Here is a 19,084-nt window from a genome sequence, read left to right on the forward strand (position 1 = left end):
GCCGTACATCTCTGGGAATACGCCGAGGGCCGCCACACCTGGTGGGTGCGGCGGCCCATGTTTCACGTGAAACACCCTCGGCGGGCGATATGGCGGCTAACCGCTCGATCCTCCGAAGATGCCTCCATTGCCGTTGCCTCTGCTGTTCCCGGTCGACTCCGTGGCCGAGGGCGAGGAGGACGTGCCTCCGTCCGTACCGCCGGTATTCGTACCTCCGGTGTCCGCGCACTGGAAGCCGAAGCAGCTCTCCGACGCCGAGGGCGAGGGAGAGGTGAGCGACGGGCTCGGCGTCGGAGTCGGCGTCGGGGTCGGCGTCGGGGTCGGCGTCGCGGTGACGGTCGGGGTCGGGGAGGGAGCGCCCTGCTCGTCCTGGACCTCGCCGATCTTCTCGGCGTCCGGGAAGCCCGGGTCGCTGGCGTTCTTGAGGGCGACCTTCATGTACTCGGTCCAGATCGACGTGGGGATGTCACCACCGTGGATGGAGTCCTCACCCGCCGTGCCGTTCATGGAGAGCAGCTTGCTGCTCTTGGGGTCCTCTCGGAACATCGCGATCGATGTCGACAGCTGCTGGGTGTAGCCGACGAACCAGGCCGACTTGTTGCTGTCGGTGGTACCGGTCTTGCCGGCTGCCGTACGACCCAGCGCCTTCGCGTTCTGACCCGTACCGTTCTCGATGACGTTTTCGAGGAGGTCCGTGACGTTGTTCGCCACGTTCTCGGGCATGGCCAACTTGATCTTCGGCTTGTCGAAGCCCGGCAGAGGCTGCCCGTCCTTCTTGACCTCAGTCACCGAGTACGGATCGGCCTGCTTGCCGGATGCGGCGAAGGTGGCGTACGCGTCCGCCATACGGATGGCACTCGGGGTCGAAGTACCAAGGGCAAAGGAGGGATTGCCCCTGTAGTCGGCGAAGCTCCCCTCGAGGATGCCGGACTTCGAGGCCACGCTCCGTACCTTGTCCATCCCCACATCCATGCCGAGCTGCACGAACGGCGTGTTGATGGATTGCTCCATCGCCTTGCGCAAGCTGATGTAGCCCCAGGGATAGTCGCTCTCGTTCTCCTGGTAGAAGACCGAGTTGTCCTTCTTCAGGACGTAGCTGCCGTCGTTGTTCTTGACCCTCAGATGGTCGTTGCCGTTGTACTTGCTCAGCGGCGAGACACCGACGTCCGGATCCTTGTAGGTGCCGTACTCCATGGCCGCCGCCATCACGAACGGCTTCCACGTCGAACCGACCGGCACACCCGAGGTGTCCGCGTTGTTGTTGAAGTGGTCGTTCTCGTATCCCGCACCGCCGTACAGCGCGACGATCGCACCGTCCTTGGGCCTGACCGACGCCCCGCCGAACTGAACGTGCTTGTCCAGGTCACGCTTCTCCGGGTCGATCTTCGCGTCCTCGATCTTCTTCACGGCCTTGGCAAGGGCGTTGACCTTGTCCTTCTCGAAGGTCGTGTAGATCTGATAGCCGCCCTTGTCGAACTCGGTCCGCGAGATTTTCGAGTGGGCCAGCACGTACTTCTTGGCCGTGTCGACCAGGTAGCTGACCTGGCCGGTCATGCCCTTGGTCGCCTTGAGCCCCTGGGGCATGGGGTACTTCTTGATGGCCGTCTGGTACTCGGCGTCCGTCAGATACTTGTCGTTGTGCATCTGCTCGAGGATCCAGCTCCAGCGGTACTTGGAGCGCTCGGTGTTCTTCGCTTTGGTCGCCGCGGGGTCGTAGCTCGTGTTGTCCACGGGGTCGTAGTACGTCGGGCCCTTGAGCAGCGCGGCAAGGAAGGCGCACTGGCTCGGCGTCAGGTCTTCCGCGTCCACGCCGTAGTAGGTCTGCGCGGCGGCCTGGATGCCGTATGCGTCACGGCCGTAGTACGAGGTGTTCAGGTAGCCCTGGAGGATCTCGTCCTTGGTGAGCTTCGTGCCCACCTTTATGGAGATGAACATCTCCTTGAACTTCCGGGAGACGGTCTGTTCCTGGCTCAGGTAGGTGTTCTTCACATACTGCTGGGTGATCGTTGAACCACCCTGCGTGTCACCGCCCCGCGCCATGTTGGCCAGCGCTCGGGCGATACCCATGGGGTCGACGCCCGAGTCGGAGTAGAAGCTCTTGTTCTCGGCCGAGATCACGGCCAACTGCATGGCCTTGGGAATCTTGTCGATCGTGACGTTCTGCCGGTTCGCACCGGCTCCCGTCGCGACCATCTGGGAGCCGTCCTCCCAGTAGTAGACGTTGTTCTCCGACTTGGCCGCGGCGTTCTCGCTGGGGATGCCGACCATGGCGTACCCGATACCAGCGATCGCCACCAGACCGCCGAAGAACGCCAGGCACAGCCCGGAGACGAGCTTCCAGGACGGCATCCAGCGCTGCCAGCCGTACTTGCCGGCGCGCGGATAGTCGATGAACCGGTTCTTGCTCGAGGCCGTGACTCGGCCCCGTCCAGGACCGCTCGGGCCGCCGGGGCCACCGCGTCTGGCGCCACGGCCGGCGGGCTCGGCCGCTCTGCGCCGGCTGCCCCCGCTTCTCTGGGCCGCGCGCCGGGCATCGGCGCGGCCGCCCAACGGCCGCTCCTCGCCCCCCGACCCGTATGAACCCGACCCGTACGAGTCGGAAGGCGACTCGGTGGCGCCACGCGGTGCCGCACGGCGGCCGGAGGACGAGCCGGACTGGCCGCGTCGGGCCGCGGCACGTCCGCCTCCCTGCGGCTGCGGCGGTTTGCGACGGTGCTCGCTCATCGAACGACTACTCCTCGGGCAGGCGCACCTTTGCGCGCCTGGAAACGGCGGCTGGTTTCCGGTCCCCCCGAAGTACGGATGTGGTCGCTTTCGCATTCACCCGTACTGCACCGAGGACGACGACGCCCCCACGCGTCACTCGGTTCCCGGTGGTGTGCATGCCGCACAGACTACGCACCGTCAAAACCCGCCTAGCCCCGAAGGTCATCCCAAATCAGGCAACTTGCCTCGGATGAATAAGTGATGTGATCCCGTTCACCATCCCCCCACTTGTCCCGTGCGGATGGCCGTTCTATCGTGCTGATGTATCGAGTCGATACATCAGAGCGGCATAAGCGAGCCAGGGACGAGGGGGCGAGAGGATGAGCCGACGCTCAGGGATCCTTGAGTTCGCCGTACTCGGCCTGCTCCGCGAGTCCCCGATGCACGGCTATGAGCTGCGCAAACGACTCAATACGTCACTGGGTGTGTTCCGTGCGTTCAGCTACGGCACGCTCTACCCCTGTCTCAAGACGCTGGTCGCCAATGGCTGGTTGATCGAAGAGCCGGGACACGCTCCGGAAGACGCTCTCGCCGCATCACTCGCGGGACGTCGCGCCAAGATCGTCTATCGGTTGACGGCGGAAGGTAAGGAGCACTTCGAGGACCTGCTCTCGCAGACCGGCCCCGACTCGTACGAGGACGAGCACTTCGCCGCGCGTTTCGCCTTCTTCGGCCAGACGTCGCGCGACGTACGCGTACGCGTGCTGGAGGGCCGCCGCAGCCGGTTGGAGGACCGGCTGGACAAGATGCGCGTCTCCTTCGCGCGCACCCGGGAGCGCCTCGACGACTACACGCTTGAGCTCCAGCGCCACGGAATGGAGTCCGTGGAGCGCGAAGTGCGCTGGCTGAACGAGCTCATCGAGAGCGAGCGGGCCGGACGGGACCTCAAGGGGTCCGCCTCCGGGGGGCCCGCTCAGCCCTCTCAGCAGAACAACACATCTGGAGCGCCGGGCAACCTGCCACGGTCCGGGGACACCCCCCGGCCCGATACGCCCGACGACACCACCACGTGAGCGCCCAGTCAGGGCCTCACTCATACACACAGGGAGCAACCGGAATGGGTTCGGTCCGCGTAGCCATCGTTGGCGTGGGCAACTGCGCCGCGTCGCTGGTCCAGGGAGTCGAGTACTACAAGGACGCCGACCCGGCGACCAAGGTCCCCGGCCTCATGCACGTCCAGTTCGGCGACTACCACGTCGGTGACGTCGAGTTCGTCGCCGCCTTCGACGTCGACGCGAAGAAGGTCGGCCTCGACCTCTCGGACGCCATCGGTGCCAGCGAGAACAACACCATCAAGATCTGCGACGTCCCGAACAAGGGCGTCACGGTCCAGCGCGGCCACACCCTGGACGGTCTCGGCAAGTACTACCGCGAGACCATCGAGGAGTCCGCCGAGGCCCCGGTCGACGTCGTCCAGGTCCTCAAGGACAAGCAGGTCGACGTTCTCGTCTGCTACCTGCCCGTCGGTTCCGAGGACGCGGCGAAGTTCTACGCCCAGTGCGCCATCGACGCCAAGGTCGCCTTCGTCAACGCCCTTCCGGTCTTCATCGCCGGCACCAAGGAGTGGGCGGACAAGTTCACCGAGGCGGGCGTCCCGATCGTCGGTGACGACATCAAGTCGCAGGTCGGCGCCACCATCACGCACCGTGTGATGGCGAAGCTGTTCGAGGACCGCGGTGTCCGTCTCGAGCGCACCATGCAGCTCAACGTCGGCGGCAACATGGACTTCAAGAACATGCTGGAGCGCGACCGCCTCGAGTCCAAGAAGATCTCGAAGACGCAGGCCGTCACCTCGCAGATCCCCGACCGCGACATGGGCGCCAAGAACGTCCACATCGGTCCCTCGGACTACGTGGCCTGGCTCGACGACCGCAAGTGGGCCTACGTCCGCCTCGAGGGCCGTGCCTTCGGCGACGTTCCGCTGAACCTGGAGTACAAGCTCGAGGTCTGGGACTCCCCGAACTCCGCGGGTGTCATCATCGACGCCCTGCGCGCCGCGAAGATCGCCAAGGACCGCGGCATCGGTGGCCCGATCCTGTCGGCGTCCTCGTACTTCATGAAGTCCCCGCCGGTCCAGTACTTCGACGACGAGGCCTACGCCAACGTCGAGAAGTTCATCAAGGGTGAAGTCGAGCGCTAAAGGCGCCGAGGCTCATTGAAAATCGCTCCTGCCAGGGCTGTGTCGAGGGTCCCCGGGTTGTACCGCCCGGGGACCCTGTCCTTATGTGAGGCTGTGCGCCATGGCCGTCGTACGTGACCTGCGCGTCCTGCTGCGCTTCCAAGGCTTCAGACGCCTGCTCGCCGTACGTCTGCTCTCCCAGAGCGCCGACGGCGTCTACCAGGTCGCACTCGCCGCCTACGTCGTCTTCTCCCCGGAGAAACAGACCTCGGCCACCGCCATCGCCTCCGCCATGGCCGTGCTGCTGCTCCCCTACTCCCTCGTGGGCCCCTTCGCCGGCGTCCTGCTGGACCGCTGGCGCCGCCGCCAGGTCTTCCTCTACGGCAACCTGGTGCGCGCCCTGATGGCCACGGCGACCGCCGTCCTGATGGTCAGCCAGGTGCCGGACTGGCTCTTCTACGTCTCCGCGCTGTGCGTCACCGCCGTCAACCGTTTCGTCCTGTCGGGCCTGTCCGCCGCCCTGCCGCGTGTGGTCGACTCCGAACGCCTCGTCCTCGCCAACTCCCTCTCCCCGACCGCCGGCACGCTCGCCGCGACCGCCGGGGGCGGCCTGGCCTTCGTCGTACGCCTGGTGTTCGCGGACTCCGACGCCGCGGTCGTGCTGCTGGGTGCCGCCCTCTACCTGTGCGCGGCACTGGCCTCGCTGCGCATGTCACAGGAGCTTCTGGGCCCCGATCAGGAGTTGGTGCGACCCGGCCTCTCAGCCGCCCTCTCCGGCACCGCGAACGACCTGATGGCCGGCGTACGCCACCTCGCCTCCCCACCACGCCGACGAGCCGCCCGGGCGCTCGCCGCGATGACGCTCATGCGGTTCTGCTACGGCGCTCTGCTGGTGATGCTGCTGATGCTCTGCCGGTACGAGTTCTCGTCGACCACCGATGACGGACTCGCCCTGCTGGGGCTGGCGTTGGGCATCTCCGGTGCGGGCTTCTTCGTGGCGGCCGTGTTGACACCCTGGGCCGCGGGGCGACTCGGCCCCGGGCGCTGGATCGCCGTGTGCGCAGCGACCGCCGCGATCCTGGAACCGGCTCTCGGCCTCCCTTTCGCCGTCGCGCCCATGCTCGTCGCGGCGTTCGTCCTGGGTCTGACCACGCAGGGCGCGAAGATCGCGACGGACACCATCGTGCAGTCCTCGGTGGACGACGGGTTCCGGGGCCGGATCTTCTCCGTCTACGACGTGCTGTTCAACATCGCGTTCGTGGGCGCGGCCGCGGTGGCTGCCCTGATGCTGCCGCCTGACGGGCGCTCGGTGGTGCTGGTGGTCACGGTGGCCGTTATCTACGGGGCAGTTGCGGCGGCTATGGCCCGCTTTGAGCTCCAGTAAGTGTCACATCAATGACACAGAGTCCCCCTGGGTTGCAGGAGTGTCAGTGGGGCCCGGTAACTTACGTGCGTCTTACTCGCTCCTTATGCGTGCCACACGCCCATGTTCTAGGGGGACCCCCAAGTGACAACTCCGCCGCCCCAGGGCCAGAATCCTTACGCCCAGGGCCAGCAGCTCCCGGCCCCGCAGCCGCCCCAGGGCGGTAACCCCTTCGCCCAGGGCCAGCCGGGGGTTCCCCCGCAGGGCGGCGCCCCGTACGCGCCGGTTCCGCCGACCCCTCCGGCCCGGCGCTTCAACAAGAAGCTGCTGCGCATCGCCGGCTTCATCGTCGTCGCGATCCTCATAGCCGGCGGCAAGTGGTTCTTCGGGCAGACCGACGCGGAGACCACGTCGGTGGGCAGCTGCATGCACAACGAAGGCACTCAGGTCAGCCCGGACCTCAAGACGGTCGACTGCGGCTCCAGCGACGCCCAGTACAAGGTCGTCGAGAAGTTCGAGGACACCAGCGACAGCGACAAGTGCGAGGCCGTCAAGGAGGCCGAGATCTCCTACTACCAGACGGGTGACGGCCACGACGTGGTCCTCTGCCTGAAGGAAGTCTAGTAACTCCCGCAGCAACGCCGAGGGGCGCTGTTTCACGTGAAACAGCGCCCCTCGGCGTATCCCGGGGTCATGTTTCACGTGAAACATGACCCCTTTTCGCTGTCTCAGCTCTGATCGGCCCACCACTCCTTGAGTGCCGCGGCCGCAACCTCTTCACCCATCGGCCCGTTCTCCAGGCGCAGTTCCAGCATGTGCTTGTAGGCGCGGCCCACGGCCGGGCCGGGCCCCACGCCGAGGATCTCCATGATCTGGTTGCCGTCCAGGTCCGGGCGGATCGCGTCGAGCTCCTCCTGCTCCTGGAGCTGGGCGATGCGCTCCTCCAGGCCGTCGTACGCACGGGACAGCGCGGTCGCCTTGCGCTTGTTGCGCGTGGTGCAGTCGGACCGGGTCAGCTTGTGGAGGCGGTCGAGGAGGGGACCGGCGTCACGGACGTAGCGGCGGACCGCGGAGTCCGTCCACTCGCCCATGCCGTAACCGTGGAAACGCAGGTGGAGTTCGACGAGCCGCGAGACGTCCCTCACCAACTCGTTGGAGTACTTGAGAGCCGTCATCCGCTTCTTGGTCATCTTCGCGCCGACCACCTCATGGTGGTGGAACGAGACCCGGCCGTCCTCCTCGAAGCGGCGCGTACGCGGCTTGCCGATGTCGTGCAGCAGGGCGGCCAGCCGCAGGACCAGGTCGGGTCCGTTCTCCTCGAGCGCGATCGCCTGCTCGAGGACGATCAGCGTGTGCTCGTAGACGTCCTTGTGCCGGTGGTGCTCGTCGCTCTCCAGACGCAGCGCCGGCAACTCGGGCAGGACGTGGTCAGCGAGCCCGGTGTCGACCAGCAGGGTCAGCCCCTTGCGGGGGTGCGCGGAGAGGATCAGCTTGTTCAGCTCGTCCCGTACCCGCTCTGCCGAGACGATCTCGATGCGCTCCGACATCTCCTTCATCGCGGTGACGACATCGGCAGCCACCTCGAAGTCGAGCTGGGCGGCGAAGCGCGCGGCCCGCATCATCCGCAGCGGGTCGTCGGAGAAGGAGGCCTCGGGAGTGCCGGGCGTACGCAGCACACGCGCGGCGAGGTCGTCGAGCCCGCCGTGCGGATCGATGAACTCCTTCTCCGGCAGCGCGACCGCCATCGCGTTCACGGTGAAGTCACGCCGGACCAGGTCCTCCTCGATGGAGTCGCCGTACGACACCTCGGGCTTGCGCGAGGTCCGGTCGTACGCCTCCGACCGGTACGTCGTGACCTCGATCTGGTAGCCGTCCTTCTGTACCCCGACCGTGCCGAAGGCGATCCCGACCTCCCACACAGAGTCCGCCCACGGGCGCACGATCTTCAGCACGTCCTCGGGGCGGGCGTCGGTCGTGAAGTCCAGGTCGTTGCCGAGCCGGCCGAGCAGCGCGTCCCGGACCGAGCCGCCGACCAGGGCGAGAGAGAACCCGGCCTCCTGGAAACGGCGGGCAAGGTCATCGGCGACAGGGGCGACCCGCAGCAGTTCACTCACCGCGCGGAGCTGCACCTGGCTCAGGGCACTGGGGGTGTCTTCGTTGGCGTTCGGCACAACAGAAGAGGGTACGTGGCCGGGGCGACGCCGAGCGCCTCCATTAAATCTGCACAGCCAGGTATGTGAGGCTCACCCCTCGGGCGAGCGGAATCGCTCCTCTTTATACGCGCACATACGGGACGCCCCGGACTCTTCCCCCGATCTTGTGGAGCAGTCCGCGGCACTTCCCCTCAGCGCGCATCGTTACCATGCGTGGACGCACATTCCGACGACCACTGACGACGACGAGGGACGGGCGAGCGCGTGGCCGAGGCGGCAGACTTCCAGGGGATGAGTCCCTCACCTGCCCGCCGGTGGCTGCGGCGCACCGGAGCACTGCTCGCCGGGGCACCTCTGCTGGCCGGCCTCCTCCAGTTGCCCGCGGCCACCCCCGCGGCGGCCGCGTCCGGCTCGAGCACGGTGGCCGTCGCCCTCGACACGCTCACCCCCAGCGCCCCCACGGACGGCGACACGCTCACCGTGTCCGGCACCGTGACCAACAACGGCAAGCAGGCGGTCACCGACTCCCAGGTGGACCTCCGCGTGGGCCCCGCGATCGGCACCCGCTCGGAGATCGACACCGTCGACAAGCGCACAGACTTCCAGCCGGGGCTCGACGGGACGATCGTCGGCGGCAAGTACATCAAGAAGTTCACCAAGCTCGCCCCGGGCGTCGCCCAGGACTTCAGCATCTCCGTGCCGGTCGACGAGCTGGATCTCGGCTCGGCCGGCGTCTACCAGCTCGGCGTCTCCCTGACCGGTGAGACGTCCGCGCAGCAGTGGCAGCAGGTGCTCGGCATCCAGCGGACGTTCCTGCCCTGGCAACCCGACGACGCCGACACGAAGACGAAGACGACCGTCCTGTGGCCGCTCGTCTCCACCGTCCACATGACGGCGGAGACGGGATCCAACGAACAGCAGACGCCGGTCTTCCTCAACGACGACCTCGCCAAGGAGATCTCCCCGGGCGGCCGCCTGGAGCAGCTGCTGTCGCTGGGCAAGGAGCTGGACGTCACCTGGGTGATCGACCCGGACCTGCTGGCCTCCGTCGACGCGATGACACGCGCCTACCGCGTCGAGTCGGGCAGCACCACCGTGGCGGGCACCCACCAGCGGGTCGCCATGGCATGGCTTGCCGAGCTGCAGGAGGCGGTGACGGACAAGGAGGTCGTCGCCCTCCCCTTCGCCGACCCGGACCTGGCCTCCCTCGCGCACAACGGCACGACCGTCACCGGTTCGCTGAACCACCTCAAGGAAGCCACCGACGCGATCGCCAACACGGTGGAGCCGATCCTCCACGTGACGCCGACCACCGACTTCGCCTGGCCGGTCGAGGGCGCCATCGACCCCTCGATCGTGAAGGTCGCCACCTCCGCCGGCGCCGACAAGGTGATCACGCGCAACGACAGCCTGGAAGAGACCGGGGGCCTGACGTACACGCCCTCGGCGGCCCGTCCGATCGGCGGCGGCACGACAGCGGTGGTCGCGGACGCGCGGCTGTCCACGGCCTTCCAGGGCGATCTGACGAAGGCCTCCGCCACGACGCTCGCCGTACAGAAGTTCCTCGCGTCGAGCCTGGCGCTCAACGCCCAGACCGGCAAGCAGCGCAGCATCGTCGTCGCCCCGCAGCGCATGGCGACGGCGAGCCAGGCACGGGCGATGGCCGAGGCGGTGGCGGCCCTCCAGGACGGGAACTGGTCCCAGTCCCAGGACCTCACGTCGGCGGCCGCCGCCAAGCCGGACACGAGTGCCACCACCAGGGTGCCGTCGGCGTCCGCCTATCCGTCCTCGCTGCGCAAGCGGGAGCTGCCGAAGACGGCCTTCGAGCAGATCGCGACCACGCAGGACAAGCTCGCCAGGTTCAAGGTGATCCTCACCGACTCGTCCCGGGTGGTGACCCCCTTCGGCCGGGCCATGAACCGCGAGATGTCCACGGCGTGGCGCGGTCGCGCCGCCGAGGCGAACCGCTACCGCAACGCCGTGGAGCTGTACCTCAACTCCCTGGTCTCGCAGGTCAAGCTGATCGACAAGTCCGAGACCAAGCTCTCCGGGCGCAGCGCCACGATCCCCGTGACCGTGCAGAACAACCTGGTGCAGGGCGTCGAGCACCTGGTGCTGCGGCTCAGCACGACAAGCCCCACCCGCCTCAAGATCGGCGACGGCGACTACCAGGAGCAGGACGTCGCGGTCTCCGGCGGCCACAGCCAGTCGGTGAAGTTCACCACCTCCGCCCAGGCCAACGGCAAAACCACGGTGACCGCCCAGCTCTTCACGAAGGACGGCCAGGCCTACGGTGACCCCGTCCAGTTCGACGTGAAGGTCACCGAGTTCACGGCCACGGTGATGCTGGTCATCGGCGGCGGCTTCCTGCTGCTGGTCCTCGCCGGGTTCCGGATGTACACGCAGCGCAAGCGCGCCGCCGCCCGGGAGGCAGCGGAGGACGACCCCGACGAGACCGGCGAGGCCGTGGCCGCGGAGAGCCCCGCGGACTCCGAGGACCGTCCCGAGAAGGAGTCCGGCACCCTGCGCGGGGCAGCCGACCCGGAGCAGCCGAGTGACCCTGCGCCGGACACCGCAGCGGAAAGCGCAGACCCGTCCGGCACGGGTGAGAGAGTGGACCGTTGAGGATGTCGTGGCCGCCGGTGGGCCCGGGACGATGAGGTGGGGTAACCATGAACGCGCCGTACGACGGTGACCGCGGCCAGGCCGCGGGCAGCTCGGGCTACCCCGACGACCCGCCGCCCGAGCAGGGCCAGGTGCCGCCGCAGCCCCCCGCGGACATGTACCTCCAGGACGCCTACGACCAGGACCCCTACCGAGCGCAGGACCTCTCCGCCCAGGACCCGGTCGCCGAGGCGCTCTACGACCGCGCCGCGCACCCTCCGCCACCCCCCGGCACGTACCAGCCGCAGCAGCCGCTGTACGCCCAGCCCCAGCAGTCCCCGTACGCACCGGACCCGCACGTGTGGGCCCAGACGCCGGCCCCCGAGCCGGAGGGCCCCACCCAGTACCTGCCGTACGGCGACGATCCCCGCACGACTCAGTACGTCGGCGTCGACGACCTCGTCACGCACTCCGCCGAGGAGCGCCACGAGCCGGACGCCTTCGCCCACCTCTTCCGTGACCAGCAGCAGGGTGGCGGCCAACCGCCGTACCAGCCCCCGTCGGTCCCCGGCCCCTCCCCGGCACCGGTCCCGGGCGCCGTGCCCCCCATGCCGCCCTCCGCGGACAGGACCATGAACCTCGGCACCGCCCCCGTACCGCCTCCGGCCGCACCGGCTCCCGCGAACAAGGGCGGCAAGGCCACGGGCCTGCTGAAGTCCAGCGCGGTGATGGCGGCGGGCACGATGGTGTCCCGGATCACCGGGTTCGTGCGCTCCGCGATGATCGTCTCGGCACTGGGCCTCGGCCTCCTCGGTGACTCCTTCCAGGTCGCCTACCAGCTGCCCACGATGATCTACATCCTGACCGTCGGCGGCGGCCTCAACTCCGTCTTCGTGCCGCAGCTGGTGCGCGCCATGAAGGACGACGAGGACGGCGGCGAGTCGTACGCGAACCGTCTGCTGACCCTGGTGATGGTCGCCCTCGCCGCTCTCACGGCGCTCGCCATGTTCGCCGCGCCGCTCCTGGTCAGCGCGCTGTCCACCAAGGTCGCCAACGACCCCGCCGCCAACGATGTGGCGGTCACCTTCACCCGCTACTTCCTGCCCTCGATCTTCTTCATGGGCGTCCACGTGGTGATGGGTCAGATCTTGAACGCCCGCGGACGTTTCGGCGCGATGATGTGGACCCCGGTCCTCAACAACATCGTCATCATCGTGACGCTGGGGACGTTCCTCTGGGTGTACGGCACCGCCGAGCGCTCCGGCATGGCGGTCACCAGCATCCCGCCGGAGGGCCAGCGTCTCCTCGGAGTCGGCATCCTGCTCGGCATGGTGGTCCAGGCGCTGGCGATGATCCCGTACCTGCGGGAGACCGGCTTCCGGATGCGGCTGCGCTTCGACTGGAAGGGACACGGCCTCGGCAAGGCCGCGATGCTCGCCAAGTGGACGATCCTGTTCGTCCTGGCCAACCAGGCGGGCGCCCTCGTCGTCACCCAGCTCTCCACCGCCGCAGGTCTCGACTCCGGCGTCAAGGGCACCGGTTTCGCCGCATACGCCAACGCCCAGCTGATCTGGGGCCTTCCACAGGCCATCATCACCGTGTCCCTCATGGCCGCCCTGCTGCCCCGCATCTCGCGCTCGGCCGCGGAGAACGACGGCGGCGCGGTCCGCGACGACATCTCCCAGGGGCTCCGGACCACGGCCGTCGCCATCGTGCCCATCGCCTTCGGGTTCGTCGCGCTCGGCATCCCGATGTGCACCCTGATCTTCGGCGCCTCGGGCGCCGACCAGGCCACGAACATGGGCTTCATGCTGATGGCCTTCGGCCTCGGCCTGATCCCGTACTCCGTGCAGTACGTCGTCCTGCGCGCCTTCTACGCCTACGAGGACACCCGGACGCCCTTCTACAACACGGTCATCGTGGCGGCCGTCAACGCCGCCGCGTCCGCCGCCTGCTTCTTCGTGATCCCGGCCCGCTGGGCCGTGGTCGGCATGGCCGCCTCGTACGGTCTCGCCTACGCGATCGGCGTCGGCGTCGCCTGGAGCCGTCTGCGCAAGCGGCTCGGCGGGGACCTCGACGGTGCCCGCGTGATGCGGACGTACGCCAGACTGTGCATCGCCTCGGTACCGGCGGCAGTCCTCAGCGGCGCGGCCTGCTACGGCATCGGCCACACGCTCGGCCAGGGTGTCGTCGGATCGTTCGCCGCCCTGGTCGTCGGCGGGGTCGTGCTGCTCGGGATCTTCTTCGTAGCCGCTCGCAAGATGCGCATCGAGGAGCTGAACTCCCTGGTCGGCATGGTGCGCGGACGGCTGGGGCGCTGATAAACGGGTACGCGCACAACCATCGTCCGCCACCGTGTGTCGTGCATAGCGTCGAACTGTGGGCACAATTGGGTTCGGCGTCGGACGGCGCGCACGGAAGTCGGTCGGCGCGCATCGAATGGGGAGGCAGGAACGACGGTGGCGGAACGCAGCACGGCTGCCGTCGACGTGGCAGACAACAGCGGCGACGAGCCGCTGACCGCACAGGCGGACCAGTCCACGGCCGACGGGGAGGCCCAGAACCGGGAGCGGGACACGGACAACGAAGAGGCACAGGGGAGTGGCGGGACCGAGAGTCCCGGGAAAGCCTCACCGCCCGAACTGCACAGCGGCCACAAGCTCGCCAGACGCTACCGGCTCGAGGAGTGCGTCACTCGTCTGGACGGCTTCAGCAGTTGGCGTGCGGTCGACGAGAAACTCCGTCGCGCGGTCGGCGTCCACATCCTGCCCGCGGACCACTCACGGGCTCGTTCCGTCCTGGCCGCGGCCCGTTCGTCCGCGCTGCTCGGTGACCCCCGCTTCGTTCAGGTCCTGGACGCCGTCGAGGAGAACGATCTCGTCTATGTCGTCCACGAGTGGCTGCCCGACGCCACCGAGCTGACCACGCTTCTGGCCCCCGGGCCGCTGGAGCCGCACGACGCCTACCAGATGGTCAGCCAGATCGCCGCTGCCATGGCGGCCGCACACCGCGAGGGCCTCGCGCATCTGCGCCTGAACCCGAACGCGGTGCTGCGTACGTCGAGCGGCCAGTGGCGCATCCGCGGCCTCGCCGTGAACGCCGCGCTGCGCGGGATCACCTCCGACACCCCGCAGCGCACCGACACCGAGGCGATCGGCGCCCTGCTGTACGCGGGGCTCACCCAGCGCTGGCCGTACGAGAGCGACGCCTACGGCCTGTCCGGGCTGCCCAAGGACGTCGGTCTGATCGCCCCGGACCAGGTGCGGGCCGGTGTGCACCGCGGCCTGTCCGAACTGTCGATGCGCGCACTCGTCAACGACGGCGCGACCGCCTCCCGCCACGAGTCCGCGTGCACCACGCCCGAGGAACTGGTGAAGGCGATCGGCGAGATGCCCCGCATCCGCCCGCCGGAGCCGGCGTTCACCGCGCCACCCGAGTACCAGCGCACGACGTACCAGCAGGGCACCTACGGCCGCCCCGCGCCGCACCAGGGCGCCACGCAGGTGATGGCGACCCCTCCGCCCCCGCTGCAGAGCCGGACCGGCAGAGCCCTCAAGTGGGCCGTGTCCGCCCTTCTGATCGCCGCGCTGGGCCTGGGCAGCTGGCAGCTCGCGGACGCCCTCATGGAACAGGGCAACAAGTCCGACGACACCAACCAGACGCAGACGACGGACGACAACGACAAGGGCGGCGACAAGACCAAGCCGACCAAGACGCTCGGCATCAAGGAAGCCCAGGAGTACATCGCGAGCGGCGTCGCCCAGGCGCCCGATGACGTCAATCTGACCTACGACGGCGACAGTTCCACGTACTGGCGGACCAAGCGCTACAACGCCGGTCCGACACTGGCCCCTTACAAGCCGGGCGTGGGCATCGTCTATGACCTCGGCTCGTCGCAGAAGATCTCGACCGCGTCGATAGGGCTCCGGTACCCGGGCGACAACACGACTGTGAAGCTCTACGCCACGGACTCTCTCTCCCCCTCGACGGGCGTCGACGGGATGACGGAGATCGGAACCGCGACCACCAAGGGCAACTCTCTTACGGTGAAGGCGTCGAAGACCGTCAAGACGCAGTACGTGCTGCTGTGGATCACGGCCGTGCCGTACGCGCCGACGGACGGGTTCAGCGGGGCCGGCTACAAGCAGGCAGTGACCGACGTGACGTTCAAGGGCTGAGCGCACCGCATCCCAGGGGAGGGGGTCCGATGGCATATGGCGACGCAAGCGATCAGGACCTCCTCGCCTGGCACGTGGAGGGCGATCACGACGCCTTCGGCGAGCTTGTAAGGCGTCACCGGGACCGGCTGTGGGCCGTGGCCCTGCGGACGCTCGGGGATCGCGAGGAGGCCGCTGACGCCGTCCAGGACGCCCTGGTCTCCGCCTACCGAGCCGCCCACACGTTCCGCGGCCAGTCGGCCGTCACCACGTGGCTGCACCGCATCACGGTGAACGCCTGTCTCGACCGCGCACGCAAAGCGGCCTCCCGCAAGACGTCCCCGGTCGACGACACCGAACGCCTCGAGCAGCTCCTGGAGCCGCACGAGTCGGCCTCGGCGCCCGCGGAGCGCAATGATCTGCACCGCCAGCTCCTGGAAGCCCTCGGCACGCTTCCGCCCGACCAGAAGGCAGCCCTCGTCCTGGTGGACATGCAGGGATACCCCGTGGCCGAGGCCGCCCGCATGCTCGACATCCCGACCGGCACGGTGAAGAGCCGCTGCGCCCGCGGCAGAGCCAGACTCCTCCCCCTCCTCACCCATCTGCGGCCCGAAAACACCGGTGCCGGCAGAGAACCGGCCGGGGGACGGAACCAGGTGCAGGGGACATCCGTCCCACCCGCAGCGGAACCTCGTGACAGAGGCCCCCGTGAGACAGGTCCAGGCGATTCAGCTGCTGTGAAGGGCGGAGGTGGGCGAGCATGACATCGACAGACACGGCCGGGCACCCGGACGTCGAGGAGATCTCCGACCTCACCGAAGGCCTTCTCCCCCCGTCGCGGACCACGGACGTACGACGGCATCTGGACGCATGCGAGCTCTGCGCCGACGTCCGCGCGTCCTTGGAGGAGATCCGGGGCCTGCTCGGTACGGTGCCGGGCCCCTCGCGTATGCCCGACGATGTCGCGAGCCGCATCGACGCCGCCCTGGCCGCCGAGGCTCTGCTCAACGCCACAGCCCCCGACACCGTGGATGTCCCCGGGCTCGCCGAGGCGCATGTTTCACGTGAAACATCGGCGCCGACGGACCGACCCGCCGGGCGGCCCCGCAGCTCCACCACGGGCCCGGGCCGCAAGGACCGCTCCCGTGACGGGCGCCGCAGGATCGCCGTTCTCGGCACGGTGTTCACGGTTGCCGCTCTGGGGCTCGGTTCGGTGCTGTTGTCGTCCTTCAACGACGGCAAACCGTCCGGCCCGTCCACGCAGGCCGACGTCTTCTCCGGGAAGAAGGTCGAGACCGAGGTCTCCGCGCTTCTGACGAAGAACTCCAAAGCAGGCTCTCGTGCCCCCCAGAGTTTCGGTGTGAACACCGTCCCCGAGAACAGCCTCAAGAACAAGACCATCCCTCGGGTGCCTGCGTGCGTCCTTCAAGGCATCGGCCGCGCGGACGAAGCGCTGGCCGCCAAGAAGGGCACCTACGACGGCGACCCGGCGTACCTCGTGCTGATGCCCCATACGAAGGACACCAGCCGTGTCGATGCCTACGTGGTCGACGCCGCCTGCGAAACGGATTCCTCGTCCTCGGCGAAGGTTCTGCTGACGCACTCCTACACGCGGCCCGCAGACTGACACTTCACGCGCGATTCACGGCCTGACGCTTCACCACCGGCCGACGTGGTATCCCGTACGGTGTCGCCTCTCCGTGTGCCCGGACACACCGGGAATGCGCGCCCCTTAGGATCCGTTGGGTGGGGTGAGAGTTCTGAGAGGGGCTCCCACCGGCCGTACTGACGCAGTCCAGAGACGAGGAACCCAGTCGTGAGCGACGTCCGTAACGTGATCATCATCGGCTCCGGGCCTGCCGGCTACACGGCGGCGCTCTACACCGCGCGCGCGTCGCTGAAGCCGCTGGTCTTCGAGGGCGCCGTCACCGCAGGTGGTGCGCTGATGAACACCACCGAAGTGGAGAACTTCCCGGGCTTCCAGGACGGCATCATGGGCCCCGAGCTCATGGACAACATGCGTGCCCAGGCCGAGCGCTTCGGCGCCGAACTCATCCCGGACGACGTCGTGAGCGTCGACCTGACCGGCGAGATCAAGACCGTCACCGACACCGCCGGCACGGTCCACCAGGCGAAGGCCGTCATCGTCACCACGGGCTCGCAGCACCGCAAGCTCGGCCTGCCCAACGAGGACGCCCTCTCCGGCCGTGGCGTCTCCTGGTGTGCGACCTGCGACGGCTTCTTCTTCAAGGACCACGACATCGCCGTGATCGGCGGCGGTGACACGGCGATGGAGGAGGCCACCTTCCTCTCGCGCTTCGCCAAGTCCGTGACGATCGTCCACCGCCGGGACACCCTGCGCGCCTCCAAGGCGATGCAGGAGCGCGCGTTCGCCGACCCGAAGATCAAGTTCGTGTGGGACAGCGAGGTCGCCGAGATCCAGGGCGACCCGAAGCTGGCCGGTCTGAAGCTGCGCAACCTCAAGACCGGCGAACTCTCGGACCTCCCGGTGACCGGCCTGTTCATCGCGATCGGCCACGACCCGCGCACCGAGCTCTTCAAGGGCCAGCTGGAGCTGGACGAGGAGGGCTACCTGAAGGTGGAAGCCCCCTCCACGCGCACCAACCTGACGGGTGTCTTCGGCGCCGGCGACGTCGTCGACCACACCTACCGCCAGGCGATCACCGCGGCCGGCACCGGCTGCTCCGCCGCCCTCGACGCCGAGCGCTTCCTCGCCGCCCTCGCTGACGAGGAGCAGGCGGAGCCCGAGAAGACCGCTGTCTGACCCTCCCACCCCACCCCGCATAACCAGTTAAGGAGCCCGCCGTGGCCGGCACCCTGAAGAACGTGACCGACGACTCCTTCGAGCAGGACGTCCTCAAGAACGACAAGCCCGTACTGGTGGACTTCTGGGCCGCCTGGTGCGGTCCGTGCCGCCAGATCGCTCCGTCCCTCGAGGCGATCGCCGCCGAGTACGGCGACAAGATCGAGATCGTCAAGCTCAACATCGACGAGAACCCGGGTACGGCCGCCAAGTACGGCGTCATGTCCATCCCGACCCTGAACGTCTACCAGGGTGGCGAGGTCGCCAAGACCATCGTCGGTGCGAAGCCGAAGGCCGCGATCGTTCGCGACCTCGAGGACTTCATCGCCGAGTGACGTTCCGCGTGGCAGCTGAATGATGTTTCACGTGAAACACGAGTGGGCCGGCCCATGAGGGCCGGCCCACTGTCGTTACAGCGGCCGTAGCGCCGGTTCCTTCTGCACAGCGCCCAGGAGCCGGTCCAACGCCATCTCCACGTCTTCCTTCCAGGAGAGCGTCGTCCGCAGCTCCAGCCTCAGGCGAGGATGCAGGGGATGAGGACGGACCGTCTTGAAGCCCACTGCCAGAAGGTGGTCAGCGGGCAGAAGACAGGCCGGCTCCCGCCAGCGGGCGTCCCCGAACGCCTCGATCGCCTTGAAGCCCCGTCGCAGCAGATCCTTGGCCACCGTCTGGACCATCACTCTGCCCAGCCCCTGCCCCTGATACCCGGGCATGATGAACGCCGTCATCAACTGCACGGCGTCAGGTGACACGGGGCTCGTGGGAAAGGCCGTCGAGCGGGGGACATAGGCCGGAGGAGCGTAAAGCACAAAGCCCACCGGCACCTCGTCGACGTACACGACCCGGCCGCACGATCCCCAGTCCAACAGGACCGAGGAGATCCAAGCTTCCTTCTCCAGGGCGGCTGTGCCTGCCTTTACCGCGGCTTCGCCACTGACTGGGTCCAGCTCCCAGAAGACACACGAGCGACAGCGCTTGGGAACGTCCGGAAGGTTGTCCAGCGTGAGCGGTACGAGCCGACGGCCCATGAAGGCTGTTCCTCGCTTCCCTCGCCCGCGGCATCGCGGGCGGCTGTCAGAGCGCCGCGTTCCCGGATCA

Annotated in this window: 14 protein-coding genes; 11 read left to right on the top strand and 3 right to left on the bottom strand. The window is 68.1% G+C overall.

Annotation, left to right across the window (positions count from 1 at the left end; genetic code table 11):
* Positions 1-96: 96 nt before the first annotated feature.
* On the bottom strand, positions 97-2,724 hold the full coding sequence (locus tag OG381_RS24015; protein WP_443061931.1) for a transglycosylase domain-containing protein: 2,628 nt from the start codon (positions 2,722-2,724) through the stop codon (positions 97-99).
* A gap of 362 nt (positions 2,725-3,086) precedes the next feature.
* Between OG381_RS24015 and OG381_RS24020 the strand changes: the two genes are divergently transcribed.
* The 4 genes from OG381_RS24020 (at position 3,087) to OG381_RS24035 (ending at position 6,872) form a co-directional block, all read left to right on the top strand.
* Positions 3,087-3,779, top strand: coding sequence for a PadR family transcriptional regulator (locus OG381_RS24020; protein ID WP_266890112.1), 693 nt, complete (start codon positions 3,087-3,089; stop codon positions 3,777-3,779).
* A 44-nt stretch (positions 3,780-3,823) separates the two neighbouring features.
* Entirely contained in the window at positions 3,824-4,906 is a 1,083-nt protein-coding gene (locus OG381_RS24025; RefSeq protein ID WP_327718117.1) for an inositol-3-phosphate synthase, read from the top strand.
* A 100-nt stretch (positions 4,907-5,006) separates the two neighbouring features.
* The gene (locus OG381_RS24030) at positions 5,007-6,269 is read left to right on the top strand and encodes an MFS transporter (protein ID WP_327718118.1); all 1,263 of its coding nucleotides are present in this window, start codon (positions 5,007-5,009) and stop codon (positions 6,267-6,269) included.
* A 123-nt stretch (positions 6,270-6,392) separates the two neighbouring features.
* A complete protein-coding gene (locus OG381_RS24035; RefSeq protein ID WP_327718119.1) occupies positions 6,393-6,872 on the top strand; it encodes an LppU/SCO3897 family protein in 480 nt (159 codons plus the stop codon).
* A 104-nt stretch (positions 6,873-6,976) separates the two neighbouring features.
* On the opposite strand, the gene OG381_RS24040 is transcribed toward OG381_RS24035, so the two are convergent.
* Entirely contained in the window at positions 6,977-8,419 is a 1,443-nt protein-coding gene (locus OG381_RS24040) for a CCA tRNA nucleotidyltransferase (RefSeq protein ID WP_327718120.1), read from the bottom strand.
* Between the two features lie 246 nt (positions 8,420-8,665).
* On the opposite strand from OG381_RS24040, the gene OG381_RS24045 reads away from it, so the two are divergent.
* From OG381_RS24045 to trxA, 7 genes are all read left to right on the top strand, one after another.
* Positions 8,666-11,026 (top strand): DUF6049 family protein, encoded by a 2,361-nt coding sequence (locus OG381_RS24045; RefSeq protein WP_327718121.1) that lies wholly within the window; start codon positions 8,666-8,668, stop codon positions 11,024-11,026.
* Positions 11,027-11,073: 47 nt separating this feature from the next.
* The gene (gene murJ, locus OG381_RS24050) at positions 11,074-13,326 is read left to right on the top strand and encodes a murein biosynthesis integral membrane protein MurJ (RefSeq protein WP_327718122.1); all 2,253 of its coding nucleotides are present in this window, start codon (positions 11,074-11,076) and stop codon (positions 13,324-13,326) included.
* Positions 13,327-13,464: 138 nt separating this feature from the next.
* On the top strand, positions 13,465-15,183 hold the full coding sequence (locus OG381_RS24055) for a protein kinase family protein (protein WP_327718123.1): 1,719 nt from the start codon (positions 13,465-13,467) through the stop codon (positions 15,181-15,183).
* 29 nt (positions 15,184-15,212) lie between these two features.
* Positions 15,213-15,926, top strand: coding sequence for an RNA polymerase sigma factor SigM (gene sigM, locus OG381_RS24060; RefSeq protein WP_327718124.1), 714 nt, complete (start codon positions 15,213-15,215; stop codon positions 15,924-15,926).
* Complete coding sequence (locus OG381_RS24065; RefSeq protein WP_327718125.1) at positions 15,923-16,789, top strand: anti-sigma factor family protein; 867 nt, start codon at positions 15,923-15,925, stop codon at positions 16,787-16,789. Before sigM ends, OG381_RS24065 begins: the two co-directional genes overlap by 4 nt.
* A 189-nt stretch (positions 16,790-16,978) precedes the next feature.
* The gene (gene trxB, locus OG381_RS24070) at positions 16,979-17,947 is read left to right on the top strand and encodes a thioredoxin-disulfide reductase (RefSeq protein ID WP_327718126.1); all 969 of its coding nucleotides are present in this window, start codon (positions 16,979-16,981) and stop codon (positions 17,945-17,947) included.
* 41 nt (positions 17,948-17,988) lie between these two features.
* The gene (gene trxA, locus OG381_RS24075) at positions 17,989-18,321 is read left to right on the top strand and encodes a thioredoxin (protein ID WP_081218330.1); all 333 of its coding nucleotides are present in this window, start codon (positions 17,989-17,991) and stop codon (positions 18,319-18,321) included.
* Positions 18,322-18,396: 75 nt separating this feature from the next.
* Here the strand turns inward: trxA and OG381_RS24080 are convergent, their stop codons facing one another.
* On the bottom strand, positions 18,397-19,014 hold the full coding sequence (locus OG381_RS24080; RefSeq protein WP_327718127.1) for a GNAT family N-acetyltransferase: 618 nt from the start codon (positions 19,012-19,014) through the stop codon (positions 18,397-18,399).
* Positions 19,015-19,084 lie beyond the last annotated feature (70 nt).

It is taken from the genome of Streptomyces sp. NBC_00490, from assembly GCF_036013645.1.
GTDB lineage: Bacteria > Actinomycetota > Actinomycetes > Streptomycetales > Streptomycetaceae > Streptomyces > Streptomyces canus_F.

What these genes read in the sequence shown, in the direction of transcription:
- OG381_RS24015 (WP_443061931.1), bottom strand. Translation starts at nt 2,724, where the DNA reads ATGAGCGAGCACCGTCGCAAACCGCCGCAGCCGCAGGGAGGCGGACGT.
- OG381_RS24020 (WP_266890112.1), top strand. Translation starts at nt 3,087, where the DNA reads ATGAGCCGACGCTCAGGGATCCTTGAGTTCGCCGTACTCGGCCTGCTC.
- OG381_RS24025 (WP_327718117.1), top strand. Translation starts at nt 3,824, where the DNA reads ATGGGTTCGGTCCGCGTAGCCATCGTTGGCGTGGGCAACTGCGCCGCG.
- OG381_RS24030 (WP_327718118.1), top strand. Translation starts at nt 5,007, where the DNA reads ATGGCCGTCGTACGTGACCTGCGCGTCCTGCTGCGCTTCCAAGGCTTC.
- murJ (WP_327718122.1), top strand. Translation starts at nt 11,074, where the DNA reads ATGAACGCGCCGTACGACGGTGACCGCGGCCAGGCCGCGGGCAGCTCG.
- sigM (WP_327718124.1), top strand. Translation starts at nt 15,213, where the DNA reads ATGGCATATGGCGACGCAAGCGATCAGGACCTCCTCGCCTGGCACGTG.
- OG381_RS24065 (WP_327718125.1), top strand. Translation starts at nt 15,923, where the DNA reads ATGACATCGACAGACACGGCCGGGCACCCGGACGTCGAGGAGATCTCC.
- OG381_RS24080 (WP_327718127.1), bottom strand. Translation starts at nt 19,014, where the DNA reads ATGGGCCGTCGGCTCGTACCGCTCACGCTGGACAACCTTCCGGACGTT.